Origin of the sequence: Mucilaginibacter tolerans (genome assembly GCF_030519375.1) — a bacterium.
Taxonomy (GTDB): domain Bacteria; phylum Bacteroidota; class Bacteroidia; order Sphingobacteriales; family Sphingobacteriaceae; genus Mucilaginibacter.
The window spans coordinates 234,918-258,292 of record NZ_JAUMKB010000004.1; the positions used below are offsets into that span (position 1 = coordinate 234,918).

At 42.1% G+C, this 23,375-nt stretch carries 19 protein-coding genes; 7 read left to right on the forward strand and 12 right to left on the reverse strand.

The window, feature by feature from the left end:
* Positions 1 to 72: 72 nt before the first annotated feature.
* Both Q3A68_RS07720 and Q3A68_RS07725 read right to left on the reverse strand, forming a co-directional pair.
* Positions 73 to 609, reverse strand: coding sequence for a hypothetical protein (locus tag Q3A68_RS07720; protein ID WP_302900484.1), 537 nt, complete (start codon positions 607 to 609; stop codon positions 73 to 75).
* Between the two features lie 26 nt (positions 610 to 635).
* Entirely contained in the window at positions 636 to 1,268 is a 633-nt protein-coding gene (locus Q3A68_RS07725) for a 4'-phosphopantetheinyl transferase family protein (protein ID WP_302900485.1), read from the reverse strand.
* Positions 1,269 to 1,427: 159 nt separating this feature from the next.
* Between Q3A68_RS07725 and Q3A68_RS07730 the strand changes: the two genes are divergently transcribed.
* Complete coding sequence (locus tag Q3A68_RS07730; protein ID WP_302900486.1) at positions 1,428 to 5,387, forward strand: Pls/PosA family non-ribosomal peptide synthetase; 3,960 nt, start codon at positions 1,428 to 1,430, stop codon at positions 5,385 to 5,387.
* Positions 5,388 to 5,529: 142 nt separating this feature from the next.
* Here Q3A68_RS07730 and Q3A68_RS07735 read toward each other — a convergent pair whose 3' ends face one another.
* Together Q3A68_RS07735 and Q3A68_RS07740 are read right to left on the reverse strand one after the other, a co-directional pair.
* Entirely contained in the window at positions 5,530 to 6,342 is an 813-nt protein-coding gene (locus Q3A68_RS07735; protein WP_302900487.1) for a transglutaminase-like domain-containing protein, read from the reverse strand.
* Positions 6,343 to 6,453: 111 nt separating this feature from the next.
* On the reverse strand, positions 6,454 to 7,188 hold the full coding sequence (locus tag Q3A68_RS07740) for a proteasome-type protease (RefSeq protein ID WP_302900488.1): 735 nt from the start codon (positions 7,186 to 7,188) through the stop codon (positions 6,454 to 6,456).
* Positions 7,189 to 7,459: 271 nt separating this feature from the next.
* Between Q3A68_RS07740 and Q3A68_RS07745 the strand changes: the two genes are divergently transcribed.
* From Q3A68_RS07745 to Q3A68_RS07755, 3 genes are all read left to right on the forward strand, one after another.
* Positions 7,460 to 9,886 carry a glycoside hydrolase family 3 C-terminal domain-containing protein gene (locus Q3A68_RS07745; protein WP_302900489.1) on the forward strand — a complete coding sequence of 809 codons (2,427 nt, stop codon included), beginning with the start codon at positions 7,460 to 7,462 and terminating at the stop codon, positions 9,884 to 9,886.
* Positions 9,887 to 9,985: 99 nt separating this feature from the next.
* Positions 9,986 to 11,041 carry an acyltransferase gene (locus Q3A68_RS07750; RefSeq protein WP_302900490.1) on the forward strand — a complete coding sequence of 352 codons (1,056 nt, stop codon included), beginning with the start codon at positions 9,986 to 9,988 and terminating at the stop codon, positions 11,039 to 11,041.
* Positions 11,042 to 11,100: 59 nt separating this feature from the next.
* The gene (locus tag Q3A68_RS07755) at positions 11,101 to 12,330 is read left to right on the forward strand and encodes a DEAD/DEAH box helicase (RefSeq protein WP_302900491.1); all 1,230 of its coding nucleotides are present in this window, start codon (positions 11,101 to 11,103) and stop codon (positions 12,328 to 12,330) included.
* Positions 12,331 to 12,337: 7 nt separating this feature from the next.
* Here Q3A68_RS07755 and Q3A68_RS07760 read toward each other — a convergent pair whose 3' ends face one another.
* From Q3A68_RS07760 to Q3A68_RS07770, 3 genes are read right to left on the reverse strand one after another with little or no spacing between them, the layout of a single operon-like run.
* Positions 12,338 to 12,688 carry a DoxX family protein gene (locus tag Q3A68_RS07760; protein WP_302900492.1) on the reverse strand — a complete coding sequence of 117 codons (351 nt, stop codon included), beginning with the start codon at positions 12,686 to 12,688 and terminating at the stop codon, positions 12,338 to 12,340.
* Positions 12,689 to 12,728: 40 nt separating this feature from the next.
* Positions 12,729 to 13,391 carry an NAD(P)-dependent oxidoreductase gene (locus Q3A68_RS07765; protein WP_302900493.1) on the reverse strand — a complete coding sequence of 221 codons (663 nt, stop codon included), beginning with the start codon at positions 13,389 to 13,391 and terminating at the stop codon, positions 12,729 to 12,731.
* A 19-nt stretch (positions 13,392 to 13,410) separates the two neighbouring features.
* Positions 13,411 to 13,893, reverse strand: a complete 483-nt coding sequence (locus Q3A68_RS07770; protein ID WP_302900494.1) for a hypothetical protein — start codon at positions 13,891 to 13,893, stop codon at positions 13,411 to 13,413.
* A 120-nt stretch (positions 13,894 to 14,013) separates the two neighbouring features.
* Here Q3A68_RS07770 and Q3A68_RS07775 point away from each other — a divergent pair, with 120 nt between their 5' ends.
* Positions 14,014 to 14,652 carry a MarR family winged helix-turn-helix transcriptional regulator gene (locus Q3A68_RS07775; RefSeq protein ID WP_302900495.1) on the forward strand — a complete coding sequence of 213 codons (639 nt, stop codon included), beginning with the start codon at positions 14,014 to 14,016 and terminating at the stop codon, positions 14,650 to 14,652.
* 5 nt (positions 14,653 to 14,657) lie between these two features.
* Here the strand turns inward: Q3A68_RS07775 and Q3A68_RS07780 are convergent, their stop codons facing one another.
* From Q3A68_RS07780 to Q3A68_RS07795, 4 genes are all read right to left on the reverse strand, one after another.
* Positions 14,658 to 15,230, reverse strand: a complete 573-nt coding sequence (locus Q3A68_RS07780; RefSeq protein ID WP_302900496.1) for a DUF1572 domain-containing protein — start codon at positions 15,228 to 15,230, stop codon at positions 14,658 to 14,660.
* 73 nt (positions 15,231 to 15,303) lie between these two features.
* Positions 15,304 to 15,690, reverse strand: coding sequence for a DoxX family protein (locus tag Q3A68_RS07785; protein ID WP_302900497.1), 387 nt, complete (start codon positions 15,688 to 15,690; stop codon positions 15,304 to 15,306).
* A gap of 18 nt (positions 15,691 to 15,708) precedes the next feature.
* Positions 15,709 to 16,140: a VOC family protein gene (locus Q3A68_RS07790; protein WP_302900498.1), complete on the reverse strand. Its 432-nt coding sequence runs from the start codon at positions 16,138 to 16,140 to the stop codon at positions 15,709 to 15,711.
* A gap of 58 nt (positions 16,141 to 16,198) precedes the next feature.
* Complete coding sequence (locus tag Q3A68_RS07795; RefSeq protein WP_302900499.1) at positions 16,199 to 16,720, reverse strand: DinB family protein; 522 nt, start codon at positions 16,718 to 16,720, stop codon at positions 16,199 to 16,201.
* 118 nt (positions 16,721 to 16,838) lie between these two features.
* Between Q3A68_RS07795 and Q3A68_RS07800 the strand changes: the two genes are divergently transcribed.
* Together Q3A68_RS07800 and Q3A68_RS07805 are read left to right on the forward strand one after the other, a co-directional pair.
* The gene (locus Q3A68_RS07800) at positions 16,839 to 17,822 is read left to right on the forward strand and encodes a GlxA family transcriptional regulator (RefSeq protein WP_302900500.1); all 984 of its coding nucleotides are present in this window, start codon (positions 16,839 to 16,841) and stop codon (positions 17,820 to 17,822) included.
* 189 nt (positions 17,823 to 18,011) lie between these two features.
* Entirely contained in the window at positions 18,012 to 22,340 is a 4,329-nt protein-coding gene (locus tag Q3A68_RS07805; protein WP_302900501.1) for a hybrid sensor histidine kinase/response regulator, read from the forward strand.
* A 5-nt stretch (positions 22,341 to 22,345) separates the two neighbouring features.
* On the opposite strand, the gene Q3A68_RS07810 is transcribed toward Q3A68_RS07805, so the two are convergent.
* On the reverse strand, positions 22,346 to 23,365 hold the full coding sequence (locus Q3A68_RS07810; RefSeq protein WP_302900502.1) for a hypothetical protein: 1,020 nt from the start codon (positions 23,363 to 23,365) through the stop codon (positions 22,346 to 22,348).
* Positions 23,366 to 23,375 lie beyond the last annotated feature (10 nt).

Here is a 23,375-nt window from a genome sequence, read left to right on the forward strand (position 1 = left end):
GTAGTTAATTAGGTTGATTAAGTTAAACCACCCACCAATCCAACCTTTACAATTTCTACAACAATTATAACCCTATTTAAACAGCCCCTTTAACCCATCAAAAATGCTTTCAAAAAAGGTGGGGATGCCCAGGCCAGCGTGATGGTTGAAATATAGGAATATGCAAAAAATGATGATGGCAAAAATGATGAACCGCCTGAACATGTAGCTCAATACAACAAGAATTACCGGGATGATAAGGAGCACCATCCAACTGATATGAATCGGGATTAGCTTATCATCGGTTTTATATACATAATACAATAGTGAATGTGTGCCGGAATCGTTTACATGCTTTACATACAAAAAGCTTGATTTATCCAATTTATGGTGATAAAAAGCGGTGCCTTTTTCAAATCGTAATTGTTCTTCAAATCCGTTCACCGAAAAAGTGAATTTTCCATTAACGTTTTCGAGAATATTATGAGCGGTATCAGTGGCCACCACCGCAATTTCATCTTTAGCAAAAGGGTTACCCTTTACTTCAAAATGTTTAATAGTGACGGTATCAGCAAAAACAAAGCTGACAGTTAGTATGGCAACACAGATTGATAATAAAAGCTTTTTCATGCGGAAGATTATACCTGTAAAATTAATCAAAAGTTCATTTCCCTGAGTTCGGTATTTTGAGGGAAGATAGTAGAAGCAATATGGCACTTGTAGTCAGGATGAACATCCATGGGGGTGATTTGATAAGTAATGCCATCATAAGTAAGTTCTTCGCCTGATACATCCACAGAGTTTAAAGGCGTGTGAAAACCTGAGCCAATAGCTTTTAACGCCGCCTCCTTCCTGGTCCAGAAGTTATAAAATCCATCAAATTTATTGGCGTGATCATTAATAAAATGCCATTCGTTAGCAGTAAAAAAGTCGGTAAAATCGTTAAAGTCTAATTTGTTTATTTGTTCTATATCGATGCCAATTTGTCCTTCATCCGTCATAGCACAAATAACGATATTGCCCGAGTGAGCTATGTTAAAATCGGGTCTGCAATCAAAACAGGGCCGCTGGTATTCATTGTATTTTAGGTCGGCCAGGGAGTTTTTGCTGTTATATTCCTTCAACAATTCCAGAAGCAGCAATTTGCCGCAAACCGATAACTGCTTATCTATCCACTGCCTTTTCCGCAGTGCCTGGTGCTGCAGGCTCTCGGGGAGTAAAGCCAGCTTATCAGCAAGTTCGTGGTCACTCCATCGGTGCTTAATTTCAGTGAAACAGCAAGTTATCATTCAGTTGCTAAGGCGTTTAATATTTGAGTTGAAAAGTACTAAAAGATTTACACACATTGCTTGTTTTGATGCCAGAACTATGATTATTATTGACCTGTATAAACCTTAGAATATACTTTCCGTCTTATACACCTGAAAGCGAATAAGTAGGCTTGTTTTATGAATGATTTTAGTATAGTAATTGGCGCTGATCGCCCGGATCTGATCAGGGATGAGACGCTTGCGTCTCTGTTTTCTGAGTCGGTACAGCGGTATGCAGATAAAACAGCCCTGATATTCCATGATGAAAAATTGACCTATGCTGAACTTGACCGGTGGAGCAATAAAGTAGCAAATTACCTGAAAGAAAACGGCATTGGCAGGGGACATTATGTAGGGGTTTGGTGGCAACGTGGTTTCGAGCTTCATGCGGCAATTTTGGGTATTATTAAGGCAGGTGCAACCTATGTTCCGGTCGATCGTGAGATACCCGCCGAAAGGGTAGAAGTGATTTTGCAAGAAGTAGGTGCCATAGCCTGCTTTAGTATGCAGCAACTTAATGTAGAATGCAAAATGCTGCAGGTACCGGACCGTCCTGATTTTTATTCGAAGGAGCCTCTTTTAAAAGTCTCCCCTATTGGGGGAGATTTAGAGGGGGCGGATTGTGCTTATGTGCTCTACACATCTGGCAGCACAGGCAAGCCCAAAGGTATTCCGATAAGTCATAAACAGATATGCCATTTGGTGCGTGCTGAGCAATCCGTGTTTGATATCAATGCTGATGACAAAGTGTACCAGGGTTTCTCGGTATCCTTTGATATGTGGTGCGAGGAGACCTGGATCAGTTATTTTGTGGGGGCAACACTTTGGGTGGCTGATAATACCACCTCAAAAGCTATTGATGAATTAAGTGATACGCTGAAAAGGGAAAATATAACTATCCTGCATGCGGTGCCAAGTTTACTGGCAGTGATGGAAGACACCATACCATCGCTCCGGTTGGTTAATGCAGGTGGCGAAGCGTGTACACCACAGGTGCTGGCAAAATGGGCGCGTGATGGTATCAAATTTTATAACAGCTATGGACCGACTGAAACTACAGTAACAGCTACCATTGGTGAATTACATCGGGGAGATCAGATCGTGATTGGTCAACCTTTGCCTAATTACAACCTGGCTGTAGTTGACGAAAAGCTGAACCTTGTGCCTTTTGGTGAAGCCGGGGAGCTGGTGATAACCGGTCCGGGAGTATCGGCAGGTTATGTAAAATTACCGCAACTGACACAGGAAAAATTTGTGCAGAAACCGGCCTCATTATCCATATTACCCGGAGACAGGGTATACCGCACTGGTGATGCAGCTATTATTAATAAAGACGGGAGTATCGACCTTCAAGGTCGTTTTGACGATCAGATCAAATTACGTGGATACCGGATTGAGTTAGGTGAGATAGAAAACAGATTAAATAGCATCACCGGGGTGCTATCAGCAGCAGTTGCCGTACGGAAGGATGGAACAGGACAGGAGCAGCTTGTGGGTTATGTGGTAATGGAAGATCAGGTTTGTATCGAAGAAAACCTTTTTCGATTAGAGCTGGCCAAAACATTGCCATCCTATATGGTACCTGGCACTATAGTTACCCTGCCTGAAATGCCGCGGATGCCGAGCGGAAAAATTAACCGGAAAGCATTACCAACACCAGATTCGTTTACCGTTGATCAGAACAGTCCCGCACAGGAAACGCTTGACCTGAATGCCCCGGCACATGACCGCATACTGGCTATTTTACGAAGGGTATTCCCGAATAAAACCATTGATCCGTCATTGGATTTTTTTGACGATCTGGGTGGGCACTCATTATTAGCTGCCGGATTTGTATCACAATTACGCCGTGATGCCGGGCTGCCACATGCTTCGCTGAAAGATGTGTATATAAACCGTCCGCTGAGTACATTAATTGCTGCATGGGATAAAGAACCGCGGGTGCAACAAACGAAAGCACGTGAATACAAAAAAGTTCCATTCTTGCGGCACCTCGCTTGCTGGGCTGCTCAAACTGTTTCATTGCTTATTATCTACGGCCTATTTGCATTCCAGATATTTATTCCTTATCTGGGATACTATTATGTCGATCAGGAAACTGGGGTAATCGCTTATTCTATCATTACATCATTGGTTTTGTTTTCAATGATGCCGCCCATTTTTACAGTCATCTGCCTGGCGACGAAATGGCTGGTAATAGGCAAAATGAAAGAGGGCGATTATCCGCTTTGGGGGACCTATTATTTCCGCTGGTGGTTTGTAAAAACGATGCAACGCCTATTGCCGGCTCAGTTTCTGAATGGTACGCCGTTATATCCGTCGTATCTCCGCATGCTAGGTATGAAAATAGCCGCTGATGCGCAGATCAGTGATTTTAGCTTTGGCGCTGAAGATCTTATTACTATCGGAAACGATGCCAGCTTAAGCTCGCAAACCAGTCTTAACAATGCTTTTGTAGAAGACGGCATGCTGAAGTTGCGCAGGATCACGATTGGGGCACATGCTTATATTGGTAGCAGTGCAATGATCGATGGGGATAGCGTAATAGAAGATTGGGGCGAATTACAAGACCTCAGCCATTTGCAGGCAGGTAAGACCATTGTTTCAGGGGAGGTTTGGAAAGGAAGCCCGGCACAATCAATCGACAAGAAAGACATCGCCGATTTGCCTCAACCACTGCCGGTATCAAAATTTACCCGCCGCAAGTATAAAGTGATATTCAGTTTGTTTATTCTGATATTCCCATTTATTATTCTACTGCCACTGCTACCGACCATTATTTCTATTAACAAACTGGATAATGCCGCTGATGACTACGACTTTACCTATTTGATAGGGGCCCCAGGGCTCGCCTTGCTGTATATCATCCTGTTCACAGGCGAAACTATTATTATCACAAGGCTATTGCAACGCAAGGTAAAACCGGGCAATTACCCTATTTACAGTATGTTTTATGTGCGCAAATGGTTTTCAGATCAGATGATGTCGTTAAGCCTGATCGTATTACACCCCATTTACGCCACGGTATTTGTTTCAAGATTTTTCCGTGCTTTGGGTGCCAAGATTGGAAAGGATACCGAAATATCAACAGCGAGCAGCGTTACGCACCCACTGCTGGAGATCGGCGATGGTGCTTTTGTGGCCGATGCGGTGACTTTGGGTGAAGCCGATGTTCGTGGCCAGCAATTGATACTGGATAAAACCACCATCGACAGCTACAGCTTTGTGGGCAACAGCGCATTGATACCCCAAGGATACCATCTTGAAGGTAATATGCTGATCGGCGTTTTATCTACCCCACCTGATAAACAACAAGTGACAGATAGTAAAGCCCGCGACTGGTTTGGTTCGCCTGCTATACCTTTGCCACGACGACAGGAAAGTAACCCATTCCCGCCAGAGTTGACCATCAGTCCTAAACGTCGTCGTAAGGTAACACGCGGCCTGGTGGAGTTTATCCGTATTATACTGCCGGAAAGTGCGATTATTTGTTTCTCTATTTTATTTATCGCTTATGGCCATGATCTCCTGGTCGATTATCCATTATGGAAGATCATCCTGTATTTCCCATTTTATTACCTGTTTTTTATGGGTATTCCGGCCTTTTTACTTACCGCAGTATTAAAATGGCTGTTTATTGGTAAATACAAATCTCAGCAAAAACCAATGTGGACATGGAAGGTGTGGCGCAGTGAGGCCATCACTTCTACTTACGAGGCATTATCGATCCCGTTCCTGCTGGAATATATGCAGGGAACACCGTGGCTACCTTTGTTTTTAAGATTGCTGGGCGTAAAAACCGGTAAACGGGTGTGGATGAACACAACCGACATTACAGAGTTCGATATGGTAACTATTGGTAATGACGCAGCTCTGAATTCCGATTGCGGTCCACAGACACATTTATTTGAGGATAGGGTAATGAAGATTGGTCCGGTGAAGATTGGCGCCCGAAGCAGCATTGGCGCAGGCACCATTATTTTATATGACAGCGAAGTAGGGGATGATACAAAAATTGAAGCCCTGTCGCTGGTGATGAAAGGTGAGCGGCTTGCCCCTGCTACTGATTGGACCGGTAGCCCGGTAAAACCGTTGTGATTGTACAGTATATCGTGGAGACGCGATGCATCGCGTCTCTACCTGCAAATTATTTTGCAGCCAGCACCTTGATATCCGTCACCTCTCTGATACATTTTGCGGGCTTTTTCTCACCCTGTATTATAATCATGCTTTTCCGCTATTACAAGTAAAACGGCATAAAATTTTCGTCTGCCAATTCACACTTTACCAGCATAGAAGTAAATAATATATCACCAAAAATATTGGCTATGGCGGTATCGGCGGCATCCCTGCCAGTAGCTATTTTTATCAGTCCATTTAGTGGCACTAGTTTGGTAGCATCAAATAATATCCATTCGTCGCCGATATAGGCTTCAAAGCAGGCATGAAAATCTCCGGGTTCTAACTGATAGGCATACCCTGTAAAATAGCGGGCCGGAATAGTTAAAGCGCGGCAAAGGGCTATACCCAAATGGGCAAAATCCCTGCATACACCGGTCTGTTGGGTAACAGTATCGTAGGCAGATGTCTGCGCATTGGTCGAACCGCTGCGGTATTCAACATTTTTGTTGATCCAACTGGTGAGTGTAACTACTTTTTCAAAAGGATTCTCGATGTGGCCGAACAGGTTATGAGCAAGCCGGAACAATTTATCCGACTGGCAATAGCGGCTTGGGTACAGGTAAGGCAATACCAGCGGGTCCATTTTCCCGATCAATATTTCTTCCCGGGTGCTATGATCTTTTATCTCGAAGTTATTATCTACTGTGGCTTTATAGGTGATATTTAGAACTCCCTGCTCTTCAATTTCCAAACGGATGATTCTGTTTTCGCCATTAACAGAAAATAACTCTTCCACCTTTACATAAGGGTCGACAATGAATGTTTCCTCTAATACGGCCTGGGTTGGCGTTCGCAAAGCATGAATATTCAATATCAGCGTTCCCGCAGACCTGATCTCATACCCCATTTCAGCGGAAACATTGAATTTCATTTTATTGTTGAATTAAGTTGATTAAGTTGGATTGAGTTAGAATAAGTTGGATTGAACGGGATAGTTAATGATAACCAATCAATTTAATCAGCCACTTAACTCAATCAACGATTATACCTTTTCGCTATTAGGCAATTTGGCAAACGCGGGCTCCATCCAATCGTCCGATATATCTTCCAGCGCTTTTTTTAGCTCTTCTGCCCACTGGGTCGATATATCCTGTAAATCCTTTTGCTCATATCGCTGTTCAGCTAATTCGTAGCTGTCTTTTTTATACAGCACCACATCAATCGGAAAGTCGACATTGTTGGAACTTACCCTGGTCGAATCGAATGATAAAAATCCGGCCTTCAATGCCAAACGCATACTGGTATTCTCCGTTAAAGTACGGTTCAATATCGCCTTACCGTGTCCAGAGTTACCAATGATGACATAAGGTGCGCCTTGTTCCAGTTCAACCCAGTTGCCTTCAGGAAACAGAAGAAAAAGCTTATGTTCTTTATCGTCTTTTAACTGGCCTCCGATAATGGTATTGAGATCGAACTTAAAGCCCGCCTTTTCCAGCGACACTTTATCCTCTTCGGCAACGCGCTTTATTTGCTGCCCGAATGCATTAGCCGCTTTGTATAATTTGTTAAACTCTTGTGTCTCTAGTTGCTCCTTGAAATAAACTACGGCTTTATCCCTTACAGACCGTAAACCACTTGTCATGATAAAAAGTGAGAAGCCATCTTTTTGTTCTACAAATATTTTCTTCTTTACGGCAGTCTCCGTTCCTGATGTGATCAGTGTATCAGCAATGGCAACAAGTCCCTCTTTTACCTTTATTCCTAAACAGTAAGTCATAATCTATTTTATTCTGGCCGACAAATTAATCAATTAAAAACCATTCATCTGCTATAAATTATACTATTTGTCTATTTGATTGCAGGAGAAGAATATTGTTGGGTAACAGGCTTGTTATAAAATAAATATGATTAAAAAATTTGGAGATGTTAAAATAATAACTATCATTGTGTCATTATGACACTAACTATTGAAATGTGTCGGACAAACCAATTACTATAAATTATACCCGGCTTTCTTTTGTCGGTTCTCAAATCAAAATAAACTCGAGATGAAGAAAAACGCATTTATCTACCCGATAGCACTGGGTTTGCTGTGCCTTATCGGTTTGAATACATCTGCGCAGCAAAAAGCGCAGGTAGTCTTGCCGCAGCTCGGAAAGAGCCCGGTGAAAGACGTTGTTAAAGCCATGACGCTTGAAGAAAAAGCGAAACTGGTAGTAGGTATGGGTTTTAAAATGCCCGGAATGCCTAAGCCGACCGAAAAACAAATGAAGGAAGGTATTGATGTTGGTGGGTTCAAGCTGCCGCCGTCTGATGAGGATGCTTATAATATCCCCGAAAAAGTGCCTGGTGCTGCGGGCCGTACGCATGGCATCAAACGATTAGGTATTCCTTCCATTACTGTTTCCGATGGTCCCGCCGGTATTCGTATCGACCCGATCAGGGACAACGACAGCTCCAAAACCTATTATGCCACCGCTTTCCCGGTAGGTACTTTACTGGCTTCATCATGGGATCCGGCGTTGGTCCATAGAGTAGGGGCTGCGTTTGGAACTGAGGTGCATGAATATGGAGCCGATGTTCTTTTGGGCCCCGGTGTCAATATTCACCGCAACCCGCTGGGCGGCCGTAACTTCGAATATTATTCGGAAGACCCGCTGATCACCGGTAAAATAGCTGCTGCAATGATCAATGGTATCCAGTCGCAAGGGGTAGGCACTTCTATCAAACACTTTGCTGCGAACAACCAGGAGACCAATCGTAATGGGGTGAACACTATAGTAAGTGAAAGAGCCTTGCGCGAAATTTATTTGAAAGGATTCGAGATTGCTATTAAAAATTCACAGCCCTGGACAGTAATGTCATCATACAACCTGATCAACGGTACATATACTTCACAAAGGCACGATTTATTAACTACCATATTGCGCAATGAGTGGGGCTTTAAAGGGCTTGTAATGACCGACTGGTTTGGTGGAAAAGATGCCGTTGCACAAATGAAAGCCGGAAATGACCTGATCATGCCTGGCGGCCCTCAGCAATCACAGACTATTGTTGATGCGGTGAAAAGTGGTAAACTTAGCCAGAAACAATTGGATTTGAACGTGACCAGGATATTGAACATTATTCTGAAAACACCGGAATTCAAAAAGTATAAATTCTCCAATGCTCCCAACTTGAAAAAAGATGCTGAGATTACCCGCTCGGCAGCAGCACAGGGAATGGTACTGGTGAAAAATGATGATCATACCTTGCCAATAAAGAAAGGCAAAAACGTGGCGCTATTCAGTAATGGTTCATATGACCTGATAGCCGGAGGTACCGGAAGCGGTGACGTCCACAAAGCGTACACTGTTTCATTACAACAAGGTTTGAAAAATGCAGGCTATCAAGTAAATGAGAACCTGAAAAACGCTTATGAATCATATTTGAATGAGGCTAAAGCAAAACAGCCACGCCGTACAGGGATGTCGATCTTTATGACTCCGCCTCCTATTCCGCAAATGCCCGTTAATGCCGATTTGCTTGCAGCACAGGCTAATGAAGCCGATGTTGCTATTTATACTATCGGTCGTAATGCGGGTGAGGGCGCCGACCGTAAGGTAGATAATGACTTTAATCTTTCTGAAACCGAAAAAGCCCTGATCAAAACGATATCAGATGCTTTCCACGCTAAAGGCAAAAAGCTAATAGTGGTGTTAAATATCGGTGGTGTAATTGAAACCGTGAGCTGGAGAGATCAGGCAGACGGTATATTGCTGGCATGGCAGCCAGGCTTAGAGGGAGGTAATTCTATAGCCGATATACTAAGCGGTAAAGTAAACCCTTCGGGCAAGCTGGCAACCACCTTCCCGATACAGTATTCAGACGTGCCATCAGCGAAGAATTTCCCTGGAAAGGACTTGCCATTGCCTCCAGGTGAAAAACCCAATCCAATGATGGGCAGACCAGGTGAGGTAACCTACGAAGAAGGAATTTATGTAGGTTATCGTTATTACAATACTTTTGATGTAAAAACTGCCTATCCGTTTGGTTATGGTTTGTCATACACCAACTTCAAATTCAGCGATCTGAAGCTAAGCGCACCGACATTCAGCGGCTCAATTACCGCGACCATTACGATTACCAACACGGGCGATGTTGCAGGTAAGGAAGTAGCCGAACTTTACGTAAGTGCGCCTCAGAGCGGATTGCCAAAGCCAGCCGAAGAGCTGAAAGCCTTTGCTAAAACTAAATTATTGCAGCCAAAGGAATCAGAAACTATCAATCTGACTTTAACAGCCAAAGACCTGGCATCATTTGATACCGCAAAACAATCATGGATTGTACAAGCCGGTACTTACGAAGTAAAAGTTGGTGATTCGGCAACTGACATAAAAAAGACCAAAAAATTCAGCGTGGCTAAAGCGATTGTTACCGAGAAAGTGCATAATGTTTTGCAGCCGCAGGTAGCAATAAACGAGCTGAAAAAATAATCTGCACACATTAGCCCTATATATCTCCCGGTTGCCGTAAAAAGCAATCGGGTTTTTTATTTAAAATCAGTACTTTAGCGCAGTTATCTAAATAAAGCCTTGCCAGACAGCGTCACAACCCGACATCAAACCTTTGAGTGGATTGATAACCTTAAGGTCATCTCCTTATTTGCAGTTGTCATATTACATACGGCTTCGCCTTTATTAATTGATTTTAAGCATGCCGATACCGGATATTGGCTGGTGGGGGATTTTTATAATGCACTGGTCCGTTTTGGCGTTCCAGTTTTTGTGATGATCACTGGCGCGCTTTTGCTTCACAGGGAGTATGAGCTGACCGATTTTCTGACACGCCGCTTATCAAGGATTTTATGGCCATTTTTGCTCTGGAGCTTTATTTATATCGCTTACGCATGGTACGATGAAGAAATTGCCTTCTCGGATAATATATGGACAAACCTTCATACCGTTCTTCATCAGCTTAAATACGGAGCTTACTACCATTTATGGTATATATACATGCTGATAGGACTGTACTTGTTTATGCCAATTATCAGCAAATTTGTTCGTAATGCGTCGGCAAAGGAGATCCGTTATTTTTTGCTGGTATGGTTCGTAGTAATGATATTCAGCCAGCCTTATTTATCGCGCTTTCAACCACTGATAGATATGCATTATTTTATCGGTTATTCCGGTTACCTGGTGTTAGGGCATTATCTTGCATTTATAGAATTACCCGAAAAAGGAATTAAAACGCCCCTTGTTATCTATTTTTTTCTTTGTTTGATCAGTATAACTATTGGCACATATTTCTTGTCCGTAAATACAAAAGGACTAAGCACGGTGATGTATGAACCGCTTGGCCCCTTTATCGTGCTGTATGCTTCGGGGGCATTTTTGCTGGCAAGGGTATTTGTGTTTAAATTGCCCGAAGTAGTAGTCAAACTACGCGCTATAGCAGGTGGCTTAAGTTTAGGGATTTATTTGTGCCATGCTTTGTTCCTGACGCTACTGGATGGGCAAGGGATCAATTATAAATTGTTCAATCCTGTTTTCAGCATACCATTAACGGCCCTGGCTTGTTTCCTTTTATCGTCATTTCTGATATTTATTATTAGTAAAATACCTGTTATTGGTAAATATATTGCTGGGTAATCGTTTATAACTACCGGATTCTTAACAGGTTTTATATCTTTGAGGATATTTTTAATTGATTGACATTCCACGATTTTAATTTTAACGAACACTTAACCGAAGGTATCCTGAGTATGGGCTACACCACGCCGACACCTATACAGGAAATGGCGATCCCGGTAATTTTAGAAGGTAAAGACCTGATCGCCTGTGCGCAAACCGGCACCGGGAAGACGGCATCCTATTTATTACCGGTGCTGCATAAAATTGCAGAAGGTAATGAAGGGCATAAAACGACCACCCTGATACTAGCGCCCACGCGCGAACTGGCGCAACAGATCGACCAGCAGGTAGAGGGGTTGGCATATTTTACCGGCTTAAGCTCTATTGCCGTATATGGCGGCGGAGACGGAATTGTTTACGAACAACAACGCCGCGGAATTCAAAACAAAGTAGACATACTGATTGCCACGCCAGGCCGGCTAATTGCGCACCTTACTTCGGGTATTTTAAAGCTCGACCAGGTAAAGTATTTAATATTGGATGAAGCCGACCGAATGCTGGATATGGGTTTTATGGGGGATATTATGCGCATCATCCGTGATATACCCGCGCACCGTCAGACGCTTTTATTCTCGGCAACTATGCCGGGGCCGATACGCAAACTGGCTAATTCGATATTAAAACATCCCGAGCAGATCAATTTGGCTACCTCGCAACCGGCAGAAGGGATCAATCAACAGATTTACAAATTGCATAACGACCAGAAATCAAAACTGGTTGTCAAACTGCTTAAAGAAGGGAATTACACCAGCACCATCATATTTGCCAACACCAAAGACGAGGTAAAAAGACTAAGCAAGGAGCTAAAAGCTGCCCACGTTAAATCAAGCGCCTTTCATTCTGATTTTGAACAGGCAGAGCGTGAACAGATACTGCTGGACTTTAAAAATCGCGAGTTACCCGTTATTATAGGTACCGATGCACTTTCGCGCGGGATTGATGTAGAAGGTATCGACCTGGTGATCAATTACGACGTGCCATCTGATCCTGAAGATTATATTCACCGCATTGGGCGTACCGCCCGTGCTGAAACTACAGGTACGGCAATAACCCTGGTAAATGAGCGTGATAACCGGAAATTGAAGACTATTGAGGAACTGATAGGCAGAAGTATTGACGAAAATATCCTCCCCGCCGAATTGGGAGAGGCGCCCGTATTCAAAGCGCACAAATCATCCCCAAAGAGAAACAATAACCGCAGGAAATTCAAAAACAAGAAAAAAAGCCCTGGTAATAAGTCAGTATAAATCCTTTTTAAACTTTATTTAGTTTGTGGAAATACCGGTAGGAAATTGCCAGTATAATGAGCCATATGTAAGGCTCAATAGCATTCATAATAGTATCCCCACTATTAAAGTGAGCTATAGAAGCCGAAATCAAGACAATAGTAAAGCCGGCATAAGCCCATTCTTTAAACATTATCGGAATACGCGGAACAAGCAGGGCAATCAGTCCTAATATTTTGGCAATCAAAAGTTCTGTTCTGAAATAATGCGGAAAACCTAAGTGTTCATAAATTGGTGTATACATTTTAAACATGCTGAATAGCATGATGAAACTAAGGGCTCCTGTCGAAGACCAATAAATGATTTTATCTCTTTTCATTGTTGGAAATTTAAATTTGTTTTCGCGTTGAATGATCGCCCTAATAGCCGATCTCAATTGTAGTTCGGTAGGTTGCTTCATTGGTAATATTGTTTATCATAAAGTGCGCAACATCAGCCCGCGAAATACTGAGGGAATTCTTTAAAAAACTGTTCATAGCGAAACGATAGTCACTGGTAACTGGTTTATCCGTCAGTCTTGGCGGGCGCATTATCGTCCAATCCAAATCAGTTTCTTTCACCAGTTTTTCCATTATGCGCAAGTCATCATACATGTATTTTAATAGTTTTTGTAAGATATATTTTGCGGCAAACCTGGCATAAAAAGGCAGTACCGGACTTATTTCTATTGCAGAAGCCGAGATAAAGAAGGCCCGCCGTACGCCCTTTTTTTTCATGGCTTTCAACAGGCGCTTATTCCCTTCCGAATACAATTTGGTAGGCTTACGGATGGTGTTGGTTCCCAGGGCAGATATTACTGCATCTTTACCTTCCAAATGATCTTCGAAAGTCTCGGGGCGCATTACATCGCCCTTTATGATCTGAAGATTAGGATGTGAAATAGCAAGCTTAGCCGGGTTACGCAGTAGCGCTGTGACCTTATGCCCGGATTGGAGAGCAATTTCTACTGCTTGTTTTCCGATGCCTCCATTAGCACCTATCACCAGTATATTCAAAACCATACTTGGATGTTCTGTTTTCACTTTGAAAGATCATTTTGAATTAATTGAATTTGAAGACACTCAATACAAAAATTGTAAGGAAGATTGCCAATTGGCTGATATGAAAAATGTTAAGATTATCCCTGATCTTTAGGGTCTTATCGCTTACGTTTATGCCGGATATTTCTTCGGGTAGCAACGTTCTTAATCGCACGCCCAGTCTTCGCCCGAAGGCCAATCCATTAATCATAATAAACAGGATCAAACCAAATTTTATCCTAAACCATAATTGCTCGCCAAAAACACCATGGGTAAGGTACATCATGGTTACACCCGAAATGATCAGGAGAAGGAAACCACTTCCAAATATGATTTGAAGTTTTACCAAAGCTTCACTGATGGCAAGCGCCTTAGCCTTATCTGCCCAATATTGCTTCCATATTTGTTTGAAGATCACATAGTCCATTAATGTCGTTCCCGCCATCATGGTTAGCCCGGCAATGTGTGTTGCCAGTGCAGCATGGTAAATTGTTTCGGTTGTCATAAATTGATAGTTTAATACGTTTTCGTAGTTGTTTAATCAAATGTAATACGTTTTAGAATTAATAATCAAATTCCGGAGTAGTTTTGTTTATATTTACTTCGAAATCGTAATAAAATTGACATGAATAAGACAATTCAGCTGGTAAATGAATGGGGTGATTTTGAGACTGCATACCCTGATGCCAATATCGACGACTTTTGCAGGCATTACCTTGCTACTCATCAGCAGCAAAAAAATGCGGGGCCTTTAACAGGTGGCGTTGTACCGCCAACCAGCGAAGGGTTGTTGTTGAAAATGATTGGCCGTATTCATAAGCTGAATATGAGCTACGCAAACAATGCGCTGGAAGGTACCGGCGTGAAACAGGTAGAAGAGTTTGGCATTCTGTTGACCGTGCAGCAAGAACGGAACCCCAAAAAATCAGAAGTGATCTATGCCAATTTATTCGAGCTATCAAGCGGGACGGACATGCTGAACCGCCTGATAAAACGAGGGCTGATAAAAGAATACGACGATAAAGACGACAAGCGCTCAAAGCGCATTGAGCTTACCGCAACAGGAGCAAAGGCAATTGAGCTTTGTACGGCACGTATGCGAAAAGTGGCCGGTATGATGACTATTGACCTTAGTGAGGACGATAAACAGCTATGCATCCAGCTTCTGAAAAATATCGAGATCAAATACTCAGCACTATGGCAGCAACATAAGGATAAGCCTTTTGATCAGGTTTATGATGATATGCTGGCTGCAGTGAAATGAGTATATCACTTTTTAGTTTCTTTCAAAAAATCATCCGTAAAGTGCTTCTTCGTTTTTGGCTTTGAAAACTTCTCAGCATTGAAAGTTTGGGAGGCACCTTTTGGGATGCTCAGGCTATGCCAATCACTACCGGCAATCATTTTTGCGATATAAATGATTTGTCCTACATGGTAGGGATAATGCGCCAGTTGCCGGTTAATGGCTTCCATTACCGTATGCCCCTGGTTGCGGATGTAGATGATTTTTTTCAGATCCTCACCTGTCAGTTGTTTGAGTGCACCCAAAAGACAGGCCCATCCTTCATCCCATTTGTTCAGTAATTCTCCTTTGGTATTTATGGTACTTTCAAATTCGGCATCGCGGTTACGCCAATCCTTTTCACCGTCGGTGGTCAGAAAGTCTGTCCATCGCGAAAGCATATTACCCCATAAATGCTGAACAATAATGGCTATGCTGTTGCTTTGCACATTGTATTGCCAAAACAGTTTGTCATCAGGCAGCTGAGCAATGGCTTTTTCGCCCAGCAGTTTGTAATATTCAAACTGCTTGATCGAGCTTTCTAAATAATCATTTTCCATAAAAAATCCCGGTAATTACCTATCTCTATACGAAGTTAGGTAATTACAGGGATTCAATCAGCCCGTACATTTTTTATGCCAACTGAGGCTGTGCCTGCTCCATTCTTCTCCAGAAATAGTAGAGTGCGAAAAGCAGTACCAGCAATACGATAGGCATTACGATAAACATCACCGGGTCATTCACACAGATGTGTGAAACCGTAGCACCTATTAATGTGAATGAAAAGCCTGCAAAAGCCCATTCTTTGATGGTTTTAAATTTGTTTTGCAATAGAGCTATCACGCCCAACAGCTTGAGCACGGCCAAAAAGCCCATCAGGTATATGGGATAGCCCATCGCATTCATGGCATCTACGCCGGCCTGTGCTTTTGACAGGCCACCGTATGCATCGCCCACGTGGAATAGACAGAATATAATATTCAGCACCCAGTAGGTGACTTTTATGGTTTTCGGACTCATGAGATTTTGATTTTTAATTTATTTACCCTGATTAGGATCATAGTTAATCATCCAGCGAACGCCGAATTTATCCAGGAACATTCCAAAATAGGCACCCCAGAATTCCTTTTTGAAAGGAGCTTCAATTGTACCTCCTGCTGAGAGCCTATTAAAGAAATGCAATGCCTCTTCTTCGCTCGTCGGAGTTATAGATAAACTGAAATTGTTGCCTGTTTTTAATATCTGACCCATTGATTCGATCATATCAGTCGCCATCAATATATTCCCGTTTCCTATGGGAAGCGACATGTGCATAATCTTATTCTGTGCTTCAGGGGGCATTTTGTCGCCGCCAGGTGCGTCTTTGAAACGCACTACAGCCAGAAACTCGGTACCGAAGACTGATTTGTAGAAGTTGAAAGCTTCTTCGGTATTACCGCTAAAATTCAAATAAGGATTTACAGTTGCCATTGTCTTATGTTTTAATTGGTTCTATGTTAAATTATAAAATATCTTGAGTTTTAAGAAGTTATAGCTCAATTTCAGCCTTTTTTAAATGACCAGCAATGTTCTTTAACTGTTGTGCATGTCTCCTGGTGTGAAAACAAGCAAATTGTATCCACTCTATTTTTGTGAGTAGTCCAATTGTAGGCATCTCAAATGATGTGCATGTTTCGGTAAGATCATCTTTTCCGGCGGCTTCTTCAATACCATCAAAAGTTTTTGCAAGGGATGCGTGCAAAGAGGATATATTTTTCGGAGAATCTGAAGGGATAATAAAATCAGGTGATTTCATTTTAATGTCCATATTCAGGAATACGTCACCGAACATTTTTACATGCTCTTCCGGGTTTCTTTTGGTCGGTTTTGACGGGCCATTTAATGTCTCGAGTATACCGGATATTGATTTTAATATGTGTTCGGCTACCTGGCCGCCGGTCCAGCTCCCTTCGAACGGAACAGTATTGACGTTATCCTGGTCAAACAGATCTAGAGCTTTCAAAAACTCATCTTTTGCCTGGGCAATTGTTTTTTGCAAATCGTTTTTCATAATTTTTTGTTTTCACTGATTGAATGATGCAAATTAGTGTCAATAAACCGGTTATAAAACGCGTAAATACGACAATGTGAAGGGTTATTTACGACAAAATACTTTAGCTTAGTATAATATGAAAACAGTTTCCATCCTGGTACCCGAATGCGCTGTGTTGCAGGGCATTGCAGACCCGCGTTATATGTTCACCGCGGTGAACATGTTCTTAAAAAATGCAGGTAAACCACCCTTGTTCAATGTACAATTGGTAGGATTGAGCAGAGAAGTAAGGCTTAATGATGGCGCTTTTACTATCAAGCCCGATCTGTTACTGGATGAAGTAAAAAAATCTGATCTGGTCATCGTTCCTCCACTAAGTGGCGACCTGAATGCAGCGATAAAACTAAACGAAGAATTTATTCCATGGATACAGGAACAATACAGACGAGGTGCCGAAGTAGCCAGCTTATGCCTGGGAGCATTTTTGCTTGCCTCAACAGGCTTGTTGAATGGAAAAAAATGTTCGACCCATTGGCTGTTTGCAAATGAGTTCAGGAACATGTTCCCGGAAGTCGACCTGGTTGATGAAAAGGTGATCACTGAAGAGAACCACGTTTATTCCAGCGGAGGCGCCAATTCTTACTGGAACCTGCTTTTGTACCTGGTTGAAAAATACACCAACCGCGAAATGGCTATTCTGGCTTCCAAATTCTTTGTGATTGATATGGGGCGGAATGACCAGTCTCCGTTTATTATTTTCCAGGGACAAAAAGATCATGAGGATGAAGTAGTAAAAAATGCGCAGGAGTACATCGAAAATAATTTTCATAATAAAATATCAGTAGATGAATTGTCTGATAAATTCAGCGTCGTGCGCCGCACTTTTGAACGGCGGTTTAAGAAATCGACCCATAACACGGTAGTCGAATATATCCAGCGGGTAAAAATAGAGGCTGCCAAAAAAAGTTTTGAAAGCAGCAGGAAAACCATTTATGAGGTGATGTATGACGTAGGTTACACCGACATCAAAGCCTTCAGAGATGTGTTTAAACGTATCACAGGTATGCCCCCAGTTGATTATCGCAACAAGTATAATAAGGATGCAGCAGTCGCCGTATAAAGCTCCCAAACTTTGTTAATTCGGATATGTTTTGGGTAAAATAAATATAACTATTTATGTTTTAATGCGGTTAGTATCAGGTTAAAACACAGTGAATTACCCATAACCAAAGCGATTGGGTTTACGTACAAATGTGAATAGTAGCAGCAAACCAGCAATAGGCTGTCAAAACCTGATTAATATAAATTAATGACCATAGCGGGTAATTTAATAAGAAGCATAAGTGTAGAAAGAATCAGATATTATTTTATCGCCATTTTACTGGCGGTGGCAACGTGTTCATTTGCCCAAAATCAGCAGTTACATTTTACGCATTTAGGGACAGAGGATGGCCTTTCCGAGCTTAACCCGAATTGTTTGTTGCAAGATAGCCGTGGATTTATTTGGATAGGTACCGCTGATGGATTGAACCGTTATGACGGTTATGATTTTAAAATATTCAGAAACGACGCAAAAGATAATGCCAGCATAGGAAATAATTATGTTCAGGATATAATTGAAGATAAAGAAGGTAATATCTGGGCCGCTACTATTGGCGGAGGTTTGAACAAGTTTGATAGAAATACCAACCGGTTTCACCGTTATCTGCATAACGAAAAAGACAAAAGCTCTATCTCCAGTAACTTTGTAAGTAAACTGGCTCTCGATAAATCGGGTAAAATATGGGTTGCTACACAAAAAGACGGCCTGAATTTATTCGATCCTAAAACGGGGAAAAGTACCCGCTATATTAATTCAAGTGATCCTTCAAGCCTGGCTGATAACGGCGTTATGACGGTGTTTGTGGACCACAATGATAATTTGTGGGTGGGCACAGATAATAATGGCTTGTGTTTGTTTAACCGGAATAGCAATAACTTCACTTCATTTAAAAGTTTGCCGTCAAATCCTGAATCGATCTCGGGGAATAAGATAACGGCTATTTTTGAAGACAGCCGTCATCATTTATGGGTGGGTACTCAGGAAGCGGGGTTAAATCTTTATAACCCGATTACTCATGGGTTTAAACGTTTTGTTAACGATCCTCATAATAAAAATTCACTGGTACATAATAGTATTCAGAGTATTGCCGAGGATGATAACAATAACCTGTGGATAGGTACTGAAAACGGAGGATTGAGTATTTATTATCCGGACTGGGACCAATTTCAAAGCTACTATCATGATGATATTGACAATACCACGCTCGCCAATAACTCGGTAGATGTTATCCTGAAAGACCGGGCGGGGAACATGTGGCTCGGTGTTTTTGCCGGAGGTGTTGACCTGTACAAAAAAAACACAAGTAATTTTGAACACTACAAGCATAACATGTTGCCAAACTCGCTTTCTAACGATTTTGTGTTAAGCATGTATGAAGATAAGGATTACAACATCTGGATAGGTACAGATGGTGGCGGTCTGAACATGTTTAATCTTAAGTCGAGTAGTTTTACGGTTTATAAAAATAACCCGGCTGATAAACATAGTATATCTGGCAATAATATTTTGGATATTAAACCTGATGGCGAGGGTAATTTATGGATAGGCACATGGGGGAACGGGGTAAATATGATGAACCCAAAAACCAAAACCTTTAAAGTATTTAAACATGATCCAGCCAATCCTAATAGTCTGAGTGGTGACAATATTTATGCAATAACTCAAACCCCTGATAAAAAAATATGGCTAGGTTCTTTTGGCGACGGATTAAACTTATATCAGCCTGAAAGTAATACGTTTGTCCATTTTAAGAACATTGAAAAAAATCCCACCAGCATAGGAAGTGACAGAATAAACTCGCTTCTGACTGATAGTAAAGGTAATTTGTGGATCGGTACTGATGATGCAGGCTTAAATCTTTTCAATCCAAACACAAACTCGTTTGTACGTTTTCCACATGATGACAATAAAAATAGCATAAGCAGTAATACGATCTTCGATCTTCATGAAGATCGTGCAGGGAATATCTGGATTTGTACTTTAAGCGGCCTTAACCGTTTTGATCCGGCCACACAGCATTTTACGGTATTCAAAACAAAAGACGGACTGCCAAATGATTATACCCAGGCTATGCTCGAAGATGATAAGGGACACTTGTGGGTAAGTACCAATAATGGTATTTCCATGTATGACCCTAAAACAAATAAATTCAAAAACTATACAACGGAGGATGGTTTACAGGGTGATGAGTTTAAACAACATGCTGCATTAAAAAGCAGCACAGGAGCATTTTACTTTGGCGGAGTGAATGGTTTTAATTCTTTCTTCCCCGATCATATTGTTCACTCACTCTATAACCCACCCCTGGTACTGACCAATTTTGAGGTATTTAATAAGTCACTTGAGGTAGCTAAAGACAAAAATGACCCATCGCCGCTTAAAAGAGATATTTCTGAGACCCGGTCGATTACTTTATCGCATGAGCAATCGGTTATTTCAATTGAATATGCTTCGCTGGATTACCTGTCACCGAACAAAAAGAATTACGCATACATCCTTGAGAACTTTGATAAAGGATGGAATTATGTAGGTAATAAGAATACTGCGGTTTATACTAACCTGCCTCCGGGTGATTATACTTTTAAAGTGAAAAGCCAAAACAGTTCGGGCGAGTGGTCCAAGGTATTGTCTTTGAAAGTCACAGTGGTACCTCCATTTTGGTTAACATGGTGGTTTGAACTATTGACGGGAGCTTTTGTGATTGCTTTGATTTATGGTATTTACCGCTACCGTGTTCACAGTATCATTAAACAAAAAGCAAAGCTCGAAGAAGAAGTAAAGCACCGCACTGCGGTAATACAGCACCAGTCAGAAGAACTGCAGGCTCAGTCGGACGATTTGCAGGCATTAAATGAAGAGCTGCTGTCTCAATCAGAAGAGCTGCAATCTTTGAACGAAGAATTGCAGGCACAATCCGAAGAATTAGAGGATCAAAAAAACCAGGAGTATAAAGCACGGCAGGAAGCTGATAAAGCTAATCAGGCTAAGAGTATTTTCCTGGCTACCATGAGTCATGAAATAAGAACCCCGATGAACGGTGTGATCGGCATGGCCTCATTATTGGCCGAAACCCAGCTGAACAATGAGCAGCGCGAGTATGCCGAAACAATAATCAATTGCGGCGATAGTTTGTTGAATGTGATCAATGACATTTTGGATTTCTCAAAGATCGAATCGGGCAAAATGGATATTGAAGAAGAGGAATTTGATCTGCGCCAAAGCATTGAGGAGATCATGGATATGTTCTCACAAAGAGCGGCGGAGCAACGTCTCGACCTGATCTACCAGATCGACTTTAACCTGCCGCATTTTGTAGTGGGCGATAGTTTGCGTTTAAAACAGGTAATTATCAACCTGATCAACAATGCAATAAAATTCACCTCAAAAGGCGAGGTTTTTATTAAAGTGTATTTGTCCCGGACAATTGATAGCGATCGGTTAGAGATAGGCTTTAGCGTCAAAGATACCGGCATAGGTATCCCTGAAGAGAAATTATCTACTTTGTTCCAGGCATTTTCACAGGTTGACTCATCCACCACGCGTAAATATGGCGGCTCAGGACTTGGATTGATCATCAGCGAGCGCCTGGTAAAACTAATGGGCGGCAACGTATGGGTTGAAAGTAAACTGGGTGAAGGCTCTACATTTAACTTTACCATACAAACTAAAATCAGCCATAAATCAAATACCGAAATTCATTTGTTACCCGGTATTACCAGTATTGAAGGTAAACGTATACTGGTGGTTGACGATAATCATACTAACCTGGTTATTTTAAAATCGCAGTTGGAGCATTGGAGACTACAGACCGTTACTTGCACATCGGCGCGAGAAGCGCTAAGCATTCTGGCAGAAGACAGAAGATTTGACTTGGTTATTTCTGACATGGCCATGCCCGATATGGATGGTGTAGAATTGGCCAGGGCAATCAGAAATTCAGCCAACCAATTACCGGTTATCATGCTCAGTTCAATAGGGGATACCAATCGTAAGAAATACCCGGGATTGTTTTCGGCAGTACTGGTAAAACCAGTGAAGCAAAGTCAATTGCTAAAGAGTATTTATGCTGAATTGGGTGAACGCAAAGAAGTAGTCTCACCAGTCAGCGAAAAGCCGGAAAATGTGCTTGACCCTGAGTTTGCCAACCGTTATCCGCTTGACATACTAATAGCCGAAGATAATCCCGTAAACCAGATGCTGATCCAGCGTATATTGGCTAAACTCGGCTATAAAACAACCATGGCACAAAATGGTCTCGAAGCCTTGCAAAATGTCTCAGAAAATGCATACGATGTGGTATTAATGGATGTGCAAATGCCTGAAATGGACGGTTTTGCATCTACAGAAAATATCCGCAAGCTGAATATGCCGCAACCTTATGTTATAGCGATGACCGCGAATGCGCTCGCAGAAGACCGTGAGATTTGCCTGAGCAAAGGCATGGATAACTATATCTCCAAACCACTCAAATTAGAGGTTTTGGTAACTGTTCTAAAAGAAGCTCATTCCATCAAAAAAGGTACGGTAACGCATTAAGCAGATCAATTCATTTTGATTACCTCAAAATTGGAGGCGGTTATCTGACCAAGTTTTTGAAGGTCATCGTTGTTCCAGCGCTCGTCAGGAGCACCGCTGACATACATGTTGCTGCCGATGTCCGCCAGAATAATGCCGTATTTTTTCATTGCGTTCAGTATAACTTGCAGATTAGCTGAATAGCCGCTGGTGTCAAAATTGGCTTTGAGACGAAGTTTAGCACCAAATGGCAAAGAATACTGTCCGCCACTACTGTTAACGCCATGCCGTGCTGGTGATATGTAAGAATTCGGCTTTACATTGGCCGATTGCAGTGTAAAACGTATTGCATGATCGATAGTTCCTTTTAATACTTCTTCGTACCGTACAAGGCCCGGAAAAATGGGTAAACCTGCAGCATCAGCTGATGTCCATCCGTCGGGTCTTAATGCGTCAGATTTGAGATTAAAGATAGCACCGCTTGATGCCTGCCATTGTCCGTTGGTATAGCTGGCATTGTAAAGTTCGTACAGCATGTTATTATCTTTATCTACAACAAGCACATGAGAGTCGCCCTGGCCGTTGCCCTCAATAGGCGCGTTGGATGGAATAGGATAAGGTCCCGGATCGCTTTCACTGCCGTAGTTGCCATCGTTTGAATTGGCCCGGAAAGTTACATTAACTTTAGGCTGACTGCCACAAACTACGGTATATGGAATTCCGATAGGTGCGTTATCCCACAAACCGCTGCCGAAGTCTGCTTTCAGTTTCGAACTGCTGAAGTTTGCAATGATCTGCGAGCTGTTGGGATCAACCACAGCTGATGAAATATCCTGGTTCCATGGGTTATCAGTAGGGAAAATTTCAATGCTTTCGGCATCTGCTAGCTGCACATTGCAAGTATTGCCGCTTCCTGTGTTCCCATTGTTGTTCTTGGTACCTGTGGTATTACCATTAGTGCCTTTGGGGGTAGTCCCTTCCTTTTTACTACAACCTGAAAAGATCAGGAAAAAAAGGACAAAAGTAGTACACAATACTGACCTCATACGTATCTGT

Bases quoted from the DNA above. Each gene is read 5' to 3' on its own strand.
- Q3A68_RS07805 (WP_302900501.1), top strand. From the start codon at position 18,012: ATGACCATAGCGGGTAATTTAATAAGAAGCATAAGTGTAGAAAGAATC.
- Q3A68_RS07780 (WP_302900496.1), bottom strand. From the start codon at position 15,230: ATGGAAAATGATTATTTAGAAAGCTCGATCAAGCAGTTTGAATATTAC.
- Q3A68_RS07740 (WP_302900488.1), bottom strand. From the start codon at position 7,188: ATGACTTACTGTTTAGGAATAAAGGTAAAAGAGGGACTTGTTGCCATT.
- Q3A68_RS07745 (WP_302900489.1), top strand. From the start codon at position 7,460: ATGAAGAAAAACGCATTTATCTACCCGATAGCACTGGGTTTGCTGTGC.
- Q3A68_RS07760 (WP_302900492.1), bottom strand. From the start codon at position 12,688: ATGAAAAGAGATAAAATCATTTATTGGTCTTCGACAGGAGCCCTTAGT.
- Q3A68_RS07730 (WP_302900486.1), top strand. From the start codon at position 1,428: ATGAATGATTTTAGTATAGTAATTGGCGCTGATCGCCCGGATCTGATC.
- Q3A68_RS07725 (WP_302900485.1), bottom strand. From the start codon at position 1,268: ATGATAACTTGCTGTTTCACTGAAATTAAGCACCGATGGAGTGACCAC.
- Q3A68_RS07810 (WP_302900502.1), bottom strand. From the start codon at position 23,365: ATGAGGTCAGTATTGTGTACTACTTTTGTCCTTTTTTTCCTGATCTTT.
- Q3A68_RS07795 (WP_302900499.1), bottom strand. From the start codon at position 16,720: ATGAAAAACGATTTGCAAAAAACAATTGCCCAGGCAAAAGATGAGTTT.
- Q3A68_RS07770 (WP_302900494.1), bottom strand. From the start codon at position 13,893: ATGACAACCGAAACAATTTACCATGCTGCACTGGCAACACACATTGCC.
- Q3A68_RS07800 (WP_302900500.1), top strand. From the start codon at position 16,839: ATGAAAACAGTTTCCATCCTGGTACCCGAATGCGCTGTGTTGCAGGGC.
- Q3A68_RS07720 (WP_302900484.1), bottom strand. From the start codon at position 609: ATGAAAAAGCTTTTATTATCAATCTGTGTTGCCATACTAACTGTCAGC.
- Q3A68_RS07785 (WP_302900497.1), bottom strand. From the start codon at position 15,690: ATGAGTCCGAAAACCATAAAAGTCACCTACTGGGTGCTGAATATTATA.
- Q3A68_RS07735 (WP_302900487.1), bottom strand. From the start codon at position 6,342: ATGAAATTCAATGTTTCCGCTGAAATGGGGTATGAGATCAGGTCTGCG.
- Q3A68_RS07775 (WP_302900495.1), top strand. From the start codon at position 14,014: ATGAATAAGACAATTCAGCTGGTAAATGAATGGGGTGATTTTGAGACT.
- Q3A68_RS07790 (WP_302900498.1), bottom strand. From the start codon at position 16,140: ATGGCAACTGTAAATCCTTATTTGAATTTTAGCGGTAATACCGAAGAA.